Raw genomic sequence first — 13,705 nt, forward strand, 5'->3', positions numbered from 1 at the left:
ATGCATCCCTTTTTGGAAAAAGCGCAACAATTAAAACAGCAACTAAATTGGTCGCTAATTTTAGGTGTGAGCTTTTTTTTAATCGTGGTTTTCAGTTTGGTGCAAATCACCAGCGGCGTTAGACAGTGGTTGGTAGAAAATAAAGATGCGCAAATAAAGCATTTAGCGGTGTTGGGGAAACCTCAATACACAGATGAAAAAGCGATTATTAGCGCGATTAAAAAAGCCGACTTATCGAGTTTTTTTGATTTAGACGTGAAAAACATACAACGTCTAGTGCAAGACTTACCTTGGGTGGCTACTGCATCGGTACGTAAGCAGTGGCCAGATACATTACAAGTGTATGTGGTAGAGCATCAGGCTGTCGCAGTGTGGAACAGTGATTTATTACTTAACCAAAGCGGTGAAGTGTTTCAAGCTAGCAGTGCGAAGCTCAGTGACGAGCTGCCACAACTTTATGGCCCTGAGGGCAGTGAATTTGAAGCATGGGGAGCTTTCAAGCAGTTTGATGAAATGCTTAAGGTTAATAATTTAAAGTTAACCAGCCTGGCATTGTCAGAGCGATTTTCATGGCAGTTATGGCTCGATAACGGTATTCGCCTTAAATTAGGGCGTAAAGAAAAAGCTAAACGGGTACAACGGTTTATAGATGTTTACCCGCGGATGGAAAAACGTGCAGATGCACAAGTAGATGTAGTGGATTTACGGTATGATACCGGCCTTGCGGTGAGCTGGAAGCTCCTGGAAGAAGCGCAATTACAAAATAAGAGTAAGGCATGACTAAGTCAGCAGAAAGAAACCTAGTGATTGGATTAGACGTTGGCACCTCAAAAGTGGTGGCCACGGTTGGTGAAATCACCGCAGATAACAAACTCAGCATTGTTGGGGTTGGCAGCCAAGTGTCCCATGGTATGGATAAAGGCGGCGTAAACGACCTTAACTTGGTGTCGGAGTCTATTCGTCGTGCAATCGATGAAGCTGAACTTATGGCTGATTGCCGTATTAGCTCCGTGTATTTGGGGATCTCAGGTAAACATATTCAGTGCCAAAACGAAAGTGGTGTTGTGGCAATTAATAATACTGAAGTGACTGATGAAGACATTGAAAATGTTATTCATATTGCGCGCTCTGTGCCTATTTCAGCCGAACGTAAAATGCTGCATGCACTGCCGCAAGAATATAGTATTGATATGCAAGAAGGGATTAAAAACCCGCGTGGTATGAGTGGTGTACGAATGGAAGCCCGTGCTCACATCATAACTTGCTCAAATGATATGGCGAAAAATATTGAAAAATGTGTTGAGCGTTGTGGTCTTGAAGTTGACCAACTGATTTTCACCGCATTAGCGTCGTGTTATTCGGTATTAACCGATGACGAAAAAGAGCTTGGTGTTGCGGTACTTGATATCGGTGGCGGTACGATGGATATCACTATTTATATCAATGGTGCGTTGCGCCACTCTGCAGTTATTCCTGTAGCGGGCAACCAAGTTACTGGCGATATTGCAAAAATATTTCGTACACCGATATCCCATGCTGAATCACTCAAGGTACAATATGCCTGCGCAAGTAGCCAAATGGCCAGCAGCGAAGAAACTATTGAAGTGCCTAGTGTAGGCGGGCGACCAGCGCGGTTAATGTCGCGTCATACCTTATCTGAGGTGGTTGAGCCACGTTTTAGAGAATTATTTGAATTAGCGATGGAAGAAATTCATCGTTCAGGATTAGCAGACCAAATTGCAGCAGGACTCGTCATTACTGGCGGTAGTGCTAAAATGGCTGGCGCGATGGAAGTGGCTGAAGACATTTTCCAGATGCCAGTGAGAATAGGCAAACCTATAGGGATAGTTGGTTTGACAGATTATGTAGATGACCCTTCATATGCAACGGCGGTTGGCTTATTACAATATGGCCGCACAATGCAATCGATGAATGCACAAAAATCGAAACCTGAAGGCGATAATAATTGGTGGAACCGCATAACGAAGTGGTTTCAAGGCGAGTTTTAATACTCAAGTCGGAGAGTAAACATGTTTGATATAATGGAACAACACAGCGAAGAAGCTGTTATAAAAGTAATAGGCGTGGGCGGCGGCGGCGGTAACGCTGTTGAGCACATGGTTAAGCAACAAATTGAAGGCGTGCGTTTTATTGCCGCTAATACGGATGCTCAGGCATTACGTAACTCATCAGCAGATATTACTGTGCAACTAGGTACTCAGATCACGTCTGGGCTAGGTGCGGGTGCAAACCCTGATGTAGGTCGTAAATCAGCAGAAGAAGACGCCGATACTATTCGTGCCAGCCTTGAAGGTGCTGATATGGTATTTATCGCAGCGGGTATGGGCGGTGGTACTGGCACAGGTGCTGCGCCTGTGGTTGCCAAAATTGCTAAAGAGTTAGGTATTTTAACGGTTGCTGTAGTGACACGTCCGTTTGACTTTGAAGGTAAAAAGCGCGCAGCAGCGGCTGAACAAGGTATTAACGAATTGTCAGAAATTGTAGATTCACTTATTACAATTCCTAACAATAAATTGCTTAAAGTTTTAGGTAAAGGGACTACACTGTTAGACGCATTCGCTAAAGCAAATGATGTATTATTTGGTGCCGTGCAAGGTATTGCGGAACTAATTACTCGTTCTGGTTTGATTAACGTGGATTTCGCCGACGTACGTACAGTAATGTCAGCCATGGGTACTGCGATGATGGGCACAGCGTCTGCATCGGGTCCTGATCGTGCGCAAGAAGCTGCAGAGGCTGCAATCTCAAGCCCACTACTTGAAGACGTTGATTTAACTGGCGCGAAAGGCATCCTAGTTAACATCACTGCAGGTATGGATATCGCAATTGAAGAGTTTGAAATTGTTGGTAATCACGTTAAAGCATTAGCATCTGAAAATGCGACTGTGGTGGTTGGTGCGGTTATTGACCCTGAAATGACTGATGAACTACGTGTAACTGTAGTCGCTACAGGTTTAGGCGGCGATCGTCGTCCACAGTTTGGTATTGTCGATAACGGCTTTAAAAAAGCGTCAGGTTCTGATGTTAGCAGTTCAACAAACCAAACTAGCAGTATGTATGTACCAAGCTTTGCAAGCCAAGGTAGTGGCGATGAAATGACTGCTGCTCCAGCGATTGAAAAGCATGAATCGAGCAAGACAACGCAAAGCAATAGTGGTTTATCTAAAACTAATGATAGCGGTAAAAAGTCTGATAAATCAGAAGGTGGCGATTATTTCGACATCCCTGCATTTTTAAGAAAACAAGCAGATTAAGCAAAAAGGTAATTGTTTTTGTTTAAAAAGCGAACGAATTTGGCAGCTGGTCGTATATGTGATATAATCGGCGGTCTAACTGTAACTATAAGTGAGCGAAGCTATGATTAAACAGCGTACCATTGCAGAGATAGTCAAAGCCATAGGAATTGGACTTCACAAAGGTGAGAAGGTCACTATTACTCTCCGACCTGCGAGCGCAAATACTGGGATAGTATTTCGTCGTGTCGACCTTGATCCGGTTGTTGATTTTGAAACAACACCTGAAGCCGTTGGCGATACGCAATTATGTACCTGTTTAACCAATAAAGATGGCGTTCGCTTATCTACGACTGAGCACCTTATTGCTGCGGTAGCGGCAATGGGTATCGATAATTTGATCGTTGAATTAGATAGCTCAGAAGTACCAATAATGGATGGTAGTGCATTACCATTCATTTATTTGTTACAAAAAGGCGGCATTGCAGAGCAGAATGCGGCTAAGCGCTTTATTCGTATTAAAGAAAAAGTACGTATTGAAGAAGGTGATAAATGGGCCGAGATTGAACCATATGATGGTTTTCATATCGACTTTGAAATTGCTTTCGATCATCCGGCAATCAATGAAAGCCGCCAACGTATCGGTTTAGATATTACTACGCAAAGCTTTACAGAAGAAATCAGCCGTGCACGTACTTTTGGCTTTATGAAAGACATTGAATATATGCATGCTAATAACCTAGCTTTAGGTGGCAGCATGGATAACGCCGTGGTATTGGATGAGTTTAAAGTACTTAATCCTAACGGCCTGCGTTATAGCGATGAGTTTGTTAAGCATAAGATTCTAGACTGTGTTGGTGACATGTTTATGACAGGCCACAACATTTTAGGAAAAATTACAGCTTATAAATCAGGCCATGACCTGAACAATAAGTTACTTCGTAAAATTATGGCGACTGAGTCAGCATGGGAATGGGCAACATTTGATACCCCAGTATACATGCCAGCACCAGGTTTAGAAGTAGCCACAGCTTAATCGCAAACGCTTAAAACAGTTATAAAAAATGACGCTATCTAGCGTCATTTTTTGTTTAAATAATGCAGTTTAGTTTTTTAATGTTATACCAATCGTGTTAAGTTACTGACCATTTATAGCGACAGATAAATGGAGTGATAACAAGGCGTAAATTTTGACATGTAGTTGTTCTACTTAAAAAAATTATAACGCAGTTAGCGCTTTATTTAGCTCGCTAGAATGGTTAAATATTTAAGTCGATTGGTATTAAGCCTTTTTACAATCCTAACAACTGTTGTAACTGTACCAGCTCAGTCACTTGGTATGTTGGTTCAATGCCTTCTGGCAGAACTGTGTTGGGATGCTGTAGCCAGCAGGTATCAATCCCGGCATTTTGGCCACCTAAGATATCACTGCTTGCGGTATCACCGACCATTAAGATCTGTTCTTTTGGTGGATTACCTAACAGTTCAAAAGTGTGATAAAAAATTTCTGCGGCTGGTTTTGCAATTCCCACTTGCTCAGAGATAACTAAACAATCAAACATCTCTTTTAATCCGGTATGCTCTAAGCGACGTGCTTGCAGCTGGGTAAAACCATTAGTGATAATGCCTAATTTAGCATGCGGTTTTAGTTTATTTAGCAGTTCAATAGCGCCAGGTAATGGTTCGCAGATCTCAGCCATGGCAGTTAAAAAATCATCATTAAGCTGTTGAGCTGGAACATTGAGCTTATTAGCCCACTCACTAAATCGAGTGACTTGTAGGTGAGTAGCGGAAATAGTATTGTTTTGATACTCAAGCCACAACGGTTTATTTGTTGCTTGATAATGACTGTAATCAGCGTCATTAAAATCTACGCCATAAACTGCAAACATTCTTTTTAAGCCTGCATAGGCATTAAAGCTAAATAAGGTTTCGTCGGCATCAAATAAAACATGGGTGTACTTCATTAAACTTCCTTAGAGTAAAGCGCGGGATGAAGAAAAGGCGCCATAGCGAGTGTCAGCGCTTGCGTATAGGTACTTTCGCGGGTGGCATGATGATTAGTTAATAAACCAATAGCACCGCCTTGCTGTTTGATATTGGTAGTATTAAATGCGTTATCCATTACATCGCCAAGTTCTTTGCCTTGCAATAACGCATTATACAGGCTTGGGGGTAAAGGAAGGTTACTACTACGACCGATAGCACGTTGTTGGTTATCAGCAACGACTACAAATGCAAAGGTAGCGGGGCCGTAGCTAAATTGCTCAGCACCACCTTCCATTGCAACATAAAAATCAGCTTGGTAATGCTGTTGGCAATACAAGACACGATTTTGTGCGCCTATTCGTGTTTCATCTTCACCTATTGGCTGATCAGGTACTTGTGAAGGTGCATCAACTCCTTGACAATCAATCGTCATATTAGGGTAATAGAGAGAGAAAATACTGCGGGCAGCATTTATTTTTACCGGATTTTTGGAACCGACGAGAATGCGTAATGGCTCTGTCATGCTGACATCTCCTTTTATGATGAAGTCAGCAGTTTACATAAGCTATATATTTCAGCAAGCGTATTTCTTAAATAGGCAAATCAACGGGGGCTAATTCGGCAAGCGCACGCTTTTTAAGGATAATATCTTTGATAAGTGGGGTTAATACTAACTCCATAGCGAGTCCCATTTTTCCACCAGGGACCACTAAGGTGTTGATCCTCGACATAAAGCTACCTTCGATCATACGTAGGTAATACGGAAAATCAACATCATCAATTCCTCTAAAACGAATAACTACAAAGCTTTCATCAAGGGACGGAATATCTTTTGCGCTAAATGGGTTTGAGGTGTCAACGGTTGGCACGCGCTGAAAGTTTATGTGAGTTCGTGAGAACTGTGGCGTAATGTGATTAATGTAATCATCCATACTGCGGACAATTGAGCCCATAACAGCTTCGCGAGAGTGACCACGTTCAGAGGTGTCGCGGATTAACTTTTGGATCCACTCAAGGTTAATGATAGGCACCATACCAATTAGTAAATCAACATGCTTAGCTACATCATGATCTTCATCGACAACACCGCCATGCAGTCCTTCGTAGAATAAAATATCGGTGCTACTTTCCAGTTCTTGCCACGGAGTAAAGGTACCTGGTAGTTGATTGTATGGCACGGCTTCGTCAAAGGTATGCAAATAACGACGTAATTTACCTGCTCCAGTATCGCCATAGGTGCTGAACAAACCTTCTAGGGCTGCAAAGTCATTAGCTTCACGACCAAAGTAACTAATGTGTTTACCTTCTTGCTGCGCTTCGCGAACTTTTTTATCCATCTCAGGACGAGTATAGCGATGAAAACTGTCGCCCTCTATAAATGCGGCCTCAATATTAAGACTACGAAATATATGCTTAATAGCACTTGTCGTGGTGGTAGTACCCGCACCAGATGAACCAGTGATCGCAATAATAGGATGTTTAGCTGACATAATTTTTCTCGTTTTAAGTAGCTCTGTAGTTATAAGGCGTAGTAAGGGGGTAGGTCAAGTGACATATCAATAACAGACTTGGGAATAACTATAAAATAGCGCTATTATAAGGGCGATAAAAATAATTAGAGAATGATATGAAATTGACTTTACCTTGGCTAAGTTTTGTTGCCACCCTTGCAGTTACCCCTAATAGCGTTTTAGCTGCGATGCCAAAAAGCGAAATTTTACTTGCTAAACTTAACACAGAATATGGGTTACAAGTAAGCCGTATCACTAATAATGATGTTTATAATAATCAGCCTTTACTTACCAAAGGTGGTATTTATTTTACCCAAGAAGTGCAAAGTGAAGGGCAAAGTCAAACAGATCTAGCTTTTTATGATTTTACCAATAAGCAAGTAACTAATTTAACAAATACTGCTGTGAGTGAATACTCGCCGACTTTAACACCTAATGGTAAGGCACTGTCAGCTATCGTAGTCGAGGCGGATGGTAAGCAAAAGTTATGGCAATATCCGTTTGACGATAATGTTAAACCAAGTCGTATTTTTGAGTGGATAGAGCCAGTTGGTTATCATGCCTGGGGCGCCAAAGATGATATGGTGATGTTTATTTTAGGCGAACCACATACTTTACAATATACTCAGGTTGCTGCAGCGAAGCCAAAAGTGGTTGCTGAGCATATTGGCCGTACGTTGACATTTAACCATGCATTAGCTGCCTATACATTTAGTTATAGCAAAGCGCAGCAGCACTGGTTAGCAAGTTATGATCCGCAAGAAAATACCGTCACTGACCTCTTTCGTTTACCGCAGACGGTACAAGATTACGCATTTAAAGACGCTAATACGGTCATTTATGCGGTCGATAATCGTGTTTACCAGCGCCAGCTAAATAGCCCTGAACAGGTCTCTCTATGGCTTGATTTAACGCCTTTCTGTGACACCAATATTACCCGTATTAGCTACTTAAATGATCAACTCGCTTTTGTATGCGTTAAATAACTATAATATAAAACTTTGCAGGTTCTTGGCTGTGCTGTAGTTTACAGCTAAGAGCTTAATGAAAATCAAGGATATCCATGTCAGCTAGTCCAGAGCAAATCAACGAGCAACTTATTGCATTAGAGTGCCGTAGTAATTTTAGAATTAAGAATATCACTGAATATATGTTACCTAAGTCCAAAGAAGCAATTTATCTGCATATAGAAGGTGGCCAAGCTAAGCTTGTGCTTCGTCCTGCACTGGAAGTCTTTAGTGATGATTTTAATAAAATAGCAGGCGTTAACCGCATTAGCGGTTTTTTTCATAGTAGTGAAATGACACGGTTTCCAACGCGTATTTTTAAAAGCACGAATCCAATCCATTATGGAATTGGTTTTAAAATGACCAGCGTTGAAGGAGCAAAAGAGTTTATTTCTCAGCTAGTAAAAATTATCAATGGATAAATAACGCTGTTGATAAAAAACGGCAAGCCAATGGCTTGCCGTACAAATTAACGTTTTAAGAAACTATTAACTGAAGCTAGTTCACGTTCTTTGAGTGCAATACAATTATTTACGCTTTCTTCAAGCTTGCTTAAGGTACGGGCATAACCTGGCTCATCAGCAATTTTGCTCATAAAGAAAGTTTGCGTTTTTGCTAAGCTGCTGGCGCTACAACCTGAGGTGGTAAAGTTAGGCAGGTTAGGTACGAAGAAAGGTGGCAAGTTTGCAACTACCTTATCGTAATTCGCGTATATCCATTCAATAAACAAAGCTTCACGGGCTTTCGTGTAAGCCTGTCCTGACATAATCGTACGCATGTCAGATGCAGTGACATCGTCAGTTAAGCTGTAATTTAATACCTTAGTTTGTAGCTCTGGCGTGCCAAAGTAACTCATAGCCGCTAGCATTTTTGTACGCACTTGCGGATCTTTGGTAGTTTTAAAGGTATTTATATACGCATCGAGTAGGTTTTTATCACCATGGAATGCGGCTAAGTTTAAGTAGATTGACGCAAGGTACGGATCAACTTTTTCTGGGTTATTTAAGTAAACACGGGCTTGTGCCTTGGCGGTATTGATCACACTTTGATCTTCACCATCAAAACCTAAACGTGCAACTACTTGAGTACGTAATTGCGAGATTGCAGCATCTTCATTTACTTTTGCAGTTAAACCATACTGTTTAGCTGCAGGCATGATGCTTTTACGAATAAATTCAGGCCACAGGTCTTGGTTGCTTTCATCTTCAAAGGTACGCTTTTGTGCGGCTAAATAACCCAAAGCGGTATTAGCAACGCGTGGGTGTTTATCGCTTACAAAAACTTCTAGTGTTTGCATTAAATGTGCAGCAGAAATAACACCAGCATCTAGTAATGCATCAGCGGCAGACAATAACGCTAAACGTTCTCGTACTGTCAATGACTGCGCGGCGTTATCAATCAATGCAGCAAATTGTTTGTCATCCATCACCCAGCGGTAATAACCTAAAGCGCCTTGATCAGGATAAATCCACTCAGGTTCAAATTCAAGTTCAACAGTTTGATTGGCTTTAGTTAGTAATATATTGGCAGTTTTAACTTTATCGCCAGCACCGTATTTTATTGCAACTGGCACATTCCAAAGCTGTGCAGGAGCATCAACGCCCGCGTTAGTAAAGCGGCTTTGATTAATGGTAATCGTTTTACCTTGCTGAGTTACTTTGATCAGTGGGAATGAAGATTGTTCGATAAACGATTTTAAAACCGCTGCCACATCTTTATTTGATGCTTTACCAAGGGCTTGCCATAAGTCGGCTGCTTCGGCGTTTTTATACGAGAACTCTTTTAAATAAGCGCGAATACCCTGCTGGAAAGCCTCTTCGCCAATCCAGTTTTCAACCATAGCTAATACCGAGCTGCCTTTGCTATAAGCTAAGCCTAGGCCGTCCATAATATCGGCTTCGGTTTTGATTGGTTTACGAATTGGCTTAGTACTTAAACGAGCATCTAACGCCATAACGTTATTTTGCGGCAGGTCTAAATGTGATTCAAATTCAGGGTTAAGCTGGGCTGTGATTTTAGCAGCCATCCAGCTTGCAAACGCTTCATTTAGCCATAAGTCATTCCACCATTTCATGGTTACTAAGTTACCGTACCACTGGTGAGCAAGTTCATGAGCGATGATAGATACATTACGTTGTTTTTTATTGCGAGTCGCTGTAGCCAAATCAAGCAGCAAAATATCTTCACGGTAGGTAACTAAGCCTGCGTTTTCCATGGCACCGAATGGAAACTCAGGAACAGCGACTGAATCTAGTTTTTTATAAACATAAGGAATACCAAAGTAGCCTTCAAGCGCGGCCAATACTTTTGGCATTGCTTGCTCGGCATATTCACCTAAGTGAATTTTACCTTGTGGCGTGATCACACGGCCTGGAATTGGCATGCCTTTGACTTCACGCTCCTCAAATGGACCGACAGCCATAGCCACTAAGTATGAAGGAATTGGCGGTGTTTTATCAAAAAAGTGAGTGGTCATATCGCCATTAACGGTCGTTTTTAACTCAGGTGTATTGGCATACACTTTTTGAGAGCTAGGTGCTGTAATCGTTAATTGGAATGGAATTTTATAACTTGGTTCATCAAATACAGGGAATGCGCGGCGGGCATCGCTCATTTCAAATTGGGTAAATAAATACGGCACACCCTGATCTAAGGTTTTATACAGGCCAACACTTTGGCGATTATAGGGGGCAGTGAAGTCGACTTTAAGCGTGTATTTACCTGGTTGAATTTGCTCATCGCAGCTAAATTTTACTTTACCTGTTTTTAGCATTTCAGCACTTAAGTCACAGTTTTCTGCCCCAAGCAGTTTGGCCATTTGCGTTGCGTAAGCAACACCATTAAGCTCGATATAGTTAGTTGGCTTAAGTACTTCAAGGGCGATTTCGGTCATGCCGCTAAAGGTTTCTTGAGCTGGATCAAGCGTTAAAGATACGTGTTGAGAACTTGGTTTTGCGAGCTTTTCTAGGACAAACTCATTAGCATGAGCTGAACTTACTGCAACGGCCACACTGAGTGTGAGTAGGCTTTTAATAAACATAGATATCCCTGATATTTTCTTGTTAGAGTTTTGTGCACAGTTATCCTAACAGTTTTTAAGCAGTGAGTAATGAGCTAGTTGGTAACAAAGTTTGTCAAATGGTGTGGCGCTGATTAAAGCGGTGCCAATCAATGTGCTGGTTGATCACGCGTATTTGTTGGCAGATCTGATTAAGGGTGGTTACATCGCTAAATTCAGTCAATTCATATTCATTAAAGCCAAGCAGATAATTAAAAGCATCTTTATTGCCTGCTTGAATTGCATAAATGCGGATTTGCTGCTCAAAATTGAGCCTGAGACTGCTGACAGCGGTTTTCATACCAAGTTGATCGATATTGGGAATATCACACTTTTGTAAGTAGCCGGCACGCTCTCCTTCACCAGAGAACCAAATGCGAACTTTCTCGCTATAGCGACCTGATTTAGATGGTAAGTCAAACAATAGGCGACTGTGTCCTTGTTGTTTAACTGCTGCGATATACTCGTTTAAGCCAGCATCAAAAAGTGCTTGATGGATAGGCACAATACGGGCTTTTATTTTACCGTGGGTATGGAAATGAAAACAAAGGATCTGTTGATGTTCAACAATATCGCACAGTTGTAAATGGCCAATTTCATCACTGTAAGCTCCACTGTAATAAGCGATTAAAGGGAGCCAAAAATGCCAGTGTTTCGGCTGTTCGCGAGGTAAGCGTTGATCACCATATATATAGCCATGGTAAAGCGTATGTAATTCCATAGCGGAAAAAGGGCGGCGACCAAGATGGGACTTCAACGTAATACCCTGAAAGTAAAGATTTGCGCTAGTTTATAGCAAATAAACCAGCGCAGTAAAGCAATGTTAAATAATGCTTATTCGCTTAGTGCGCGTGCTAATCCAACCGGCTCGATTTCAACACATACTTGGTCGTCATTCCAGTTTAGGCCAACCAGTGCGTCATCTTCTTTTAGATCTTCAACCCAGTCATCTAAAAATTCATCCAAGGTGATTTGCAGTGGGCTGTAATCGGCCCATTCTTCTTTACACTGGGCTTTTGCTGTTGCTTCACTTTCCCACAATAGTAGTACATCGGTGTTTTCAAATTGGTTAGAGTCACAAACCACAAAACCGCCATCTTCAGCACCTAGCGCCCAGATTTGTTCACTTTGACGTACTTTTTCAACAAAACTAACTAGTTCTGATTCAATTTCGATATCACTCATGTGTTTACCCTTAAATGTTAATTACGTGGATCGGTTTGCTGCACTGCCTGTTGCTGAGCAAATGAATAATAGAACTTCATTAACTCGGTATGTGCCGTTAGATCCGTTAACTCGCGGAAGCAAATCCAATCAAGTAAGCAGTATAAACTGATGCACAGGTATTCACAGCTTTTAAATCCTGCATCTGCAAAATGGTTATTTAAATAGCTTAATGTTTCAGCAATGCGTTCATTTTGTAGATTAAAAAATAATTTATCATCTTGCGTATCGAATCCTGAACGCTGACAAAGTAATAGCTCAACCAGCGAATCATTGCATGCATTAATGATTGTTAGTAGGTGCTCTTGTTGCCAATTCAGACGAGTTTGACTGTGTTGTTCGAGCAAAAAGCGGATGATGTTATTTGAATCAGCCAAGGTTTGCTGCTTAGTGATTAGTACTGGAATTTTTCGGGCTGGATTATTTTGTATCATTAGCTGACGATCAGTGTCTGAAAAAATATCTAAGTTGATAAACTCAAGACTGCATTGATTTAACAGTGCCCAAATACGAATGCGGCGTACAAATGGCGAAGTTGTTGAGCCTAATAGTTGCATGTGCTTTCCTTAGGATAAAAAGAAAGCCGCAGAGGCGGCTTTCTTTTAGGTTAGTAATAAAACCAACGTTATTCTGTACGACTAGTCACTTCAAGTAAGTGGTAGCCAAACTGAGTTTGCACAGGACCTTGTACTTGATTAATCGGTGCTGAAAAAACCACTTTATCAAATTCAGGAACCATCATACCAGGACCAAACTCACCTAATGCACCGCCATCCTGACCTGAAGGGCAGTTTGAATGTGCCTTAGCTAACTCAGCAAAATCTTCGCCTTGTTCAATCTTGGTTTTTAAATCTAAGCACTGCGCTTCGCTGTCTACTAATATGTGTCTTGCACTTGCCACTGTCATAAAATCTCCCGTTTCAAGGTGGTGTTTTTTCAATCAAATCTTACGTTATTCTAGTTCAATAATAACTACTTGTACCAGTATAAAATTAAATATCTGAAATTGCTTGTTCTATTGCTTTAACTAACTTGTCTGAATCTGGCTTGGTTTTGCTATTAAAACGTTCAACCTGTTTGCGATCTGCAGATACAAGGTATTTATAAAAGTTCCAATTTGGCGAACTCGTTTGGGCATTTAAATGCTTGAATATAGCATTGGCATCACTACCTCTGACTTCGCTGGTGGCAAACATCGGGAAGGTCACACCGTAATTTACAAAACAGACTTTAGCTGTGGCTTTTTCGTCATCTTCTTCTTGGAAAAAATCATCAGAAGGAAATCCCAGTATCACTAAACCTTGATCTTGGTATTTTTGATATAGCGCTTCAAGACCTTCAAACTGTGGCGTAAAACCGCAGTTGCTTGCCGTGTTGACGATCAATAAGGGTTTATTCTTGAATTGACATAAATTAATACTCTCTTTGGAGCGAAGTTTGCGCATAGTAACATTAGTGAAATCATCACATGACGTATCCTCAACCTGCTGTTGGCTTGTTTGCTCTGGCTGTGCATAAACACTACAACTGAGTATTGCGCAGCATAATAATAATTTTTTAAACATACCGATTCCTTAACTTGTTGTGGCTGATCACCCTGGATGGTAGTCTACCGTTTATTTTGCAGTAGTGTGACTTTAACTCATACGTTACTATGCAATG

15 protein-coding genes are annotated in these 13,705 nt (G+C 41.2%); 6 read left to right on the plus strand and 9 right to left on the minus strand.

Translation table 11 applies throughout. The features are described from left to right. The 4 genes from H5201_RS10230 (at window position 1) to lpxC (ending at window position 4,290) form a co-directional block, all read left to right on the plus strand. Window positions 1-780: a cell division protein FtsQ/DivIB gene (locus tag H5201_RS10230; protein ID WP_145236891.1), complete on the plus strand. Its 780-nt coding sequence runs from the start codon at window positions 1-3 to the stop codon at window positions 778-780. After that, window positions 777-2,009: a cell division protein FtsA gene (gene ftsA, locus H5201_RS10235; RefSeq protein ID WP_145236894.1), complete on the plus strand. Its 1,233-nt coding sequence runs from the start codon at window positions 777-779 to the stop codon at window positions 2,007-2,009. Before H5201_RS10230 ends, ftsA begins: the two co-directional genes overlap by 4 nt. A gap of 21 nt (window positions 2,010-2,030) precedes the next feature. Continuing rightward, window positions 2,031-3,275: a cell division protein FtsZ gene (gene ftsZ / locus H5201_RS10240; RefSeq protein WP_149980617.1), complete on the plus strand. Its 1,245-nt coding sequence runs from the start codon at window positions 2,031-2,033 to the stop codon at window positions 3,273-3,275. A 103-nt stretch (window positions 3,276-3,378) separates the two neighbouring features. Continuing rightward, window positions 3,379-4,290 (plus strand): UDP-3-O-acyl-N-acetylglucosamine deacetylase, encoded by a 912-nt coding sequence (gene lpxC, locus H5201_RS10245; RefSeq protein WP_149980618.1) that lies wholly within the window; start codon window positions 3,379-3,381, stop codon window positions 4,288-4,290. 256 nt (window positions 4,291-4,546) lie between these two features. Here lpxC and yjjG read toward each other — a convergent pair whose 3' ends face one another. The 3 genes from yjjG to H5201_RS10260 all read right to left on the minus strand — a co-directional run bounded on the left by yjjG (window position 4,547) and on the right by H5201_RS10260 (window position 6,733). After that, window positions 4,547-5,221 carry a pyrimidine 5'-nucleotidase gene (gene yjjG / locus H5201_RS10250; protein ID WP_145236903.1) on the minus strand — a complete coding sequence of 225 codons (675 nt, stop codon included), beginning with the start codon at window positions 5,219-5,221 and terminating at the stop codon, window positions 4,547-4,549. Beyond that, window positions 5,221-5,766, minus strand: a complete 546-nt coding sequence (yjjX, locus tag H5201_RS10255; protein ID WP_145236907.1) for an inosine/xanthosine triphosphatase — start codon at window positions 5,764-5,766, stop codon at window positions 5,221-5,223. Before yjjX ends, yjjG begins: the two co-directional genes overlap by 1 nt. A gap of 67 nt (window positions 5,767-5,833) precedes the next feature. Continuing rightward, on the minus strand, window positions 5,834-6,733 hold the full coding sequence (locus tag H5201_RS10260) for a phosphoribulokinase (protein ID WP_145236910.1): 900 nt from the start codon (window positions 6,731-6,733) through the stop codon (window positions 5,834-5,836). A gap of 137 nt (window positions 6,734-6,870) precedes the next feature. Between H5201_RS10260 and H5201_RS10265 the strand changes: the two genes are divergently transcribed. Both H5201_RS10265 and H5201_RS10270 read left to right on the plus strand, forming a co-directional pair. After that, a complete protein-coding gene (locus H5201_RS10265) occupies window positions 6,871-7,740 on the plus strand; it encodes a hypothetical protein (RefSeq protein WP_182739693.1) in 870 nt (289 codons plus the stop codon). 77 nt (window positions 7,741-7,817) lie between these two features. Next, window positions 7,818-8,183, plus strand: a complete 366-nt coding sequence (locus tag H5201_RS10270; RefSeq protein WP_145236916.1) for a hypothetical protein — start codon at window positions 7,818-7,820, stop codon at window positions 8,181-8,183. A 47-nt stretch (window positions 8,184-8,230) separates the two neighbouring features. Here H5201_RS10270 and H5201_RS10275 read toward each other — a convergent pair whose 3' ends face one another. The 6 genes from H5201_RS10275 to H5201_RS10300 form a co-directional block, all read right to left on the minus strand. After that, window positions 8,231-10,801, minus strand: a complete 2,571-nt coding sequence (locus H5201_RS10275; protein ID WP_182767579.1) for a M1 family metallopeptidase — start codon at window positions 10,799-10,801, stop codon at window positions 8,231-8,233. A gap of 94 nt (window positions 10,802-10,895) precedes the next feature. Then, on the minus strand, window positions 10,896-11,576 hold the full coding sequence (locus H5201_RS10280; protein WP_182761899.1) for a hypothetical protein: 681 nt from the start codon (window positions 11,574-11,576) through the stop codon (window positions 10,896-10,898). A gap of 77 nt (window positions 11,577-11,653) precedes the next feature. Further along, window positions 11,654-12,004 carry a DUF2750 domain-containing protein gene (locus H5201_RS10285; protein ID WP_145236925.1) on the minus strand — a complete coding sequence of 117 codons (351 nt, stop codon included), beginning with the start codon at window positions 12,002-12,004 and terminating at the stop codon, window positions 11,654-11,656. Window positions 12,005-12,021: 17 nt separating this feature from the next. Further along, window positions 12,022-12,600, minus strand: coding sequence for a glutathione S-transferase family protein (locus tag H5201_RS10290; RefSeq protein WP_182718058.1), 579 nt, complete (start codon window positions 12,598-12,600; stop codon window positions 12,022-12,024). A 68-nt stretch (window positions 12,601-12,668) separates the two neighbouring features. Next, a complete protein-coding gene (locus H5201_RS10295; protein WP_145236931.1) occupies window positions 12,669-12,950 on the minus strand; it encodes a peptidylprolyl isomerase in 282 nt (93 codons plus the stop codon). 85 nt (window positions 12,951-13,035) lie between these two features. After that, window positions 13,036-13,608 carry a glutathione peroxidase gene (locus H5201_RS10300; RefSeq protein ID WP_145236935.1) on the minus strand — a complete coding sequence of 191 codons (573 nt, stop codon included), beginning with the start codon at window positions 13,606-13,608 and terminating at the stop codon, window positions 13,036-13,038. Between the last annotated feature and the right edge of the window lie 97 nt (window positions 13,609-13,705).

Source organism: Pseudoalteromonas sp. SG43-6 (assembly GCF_014164365.1).
Lineage (GTDB): Bacteria > Pseudomonadota > Gammaproteobacteria > Enterobacterales > Alteromonadaceae > Pseudoalteromonas > Pseudoalteromonas rhizosphaerae.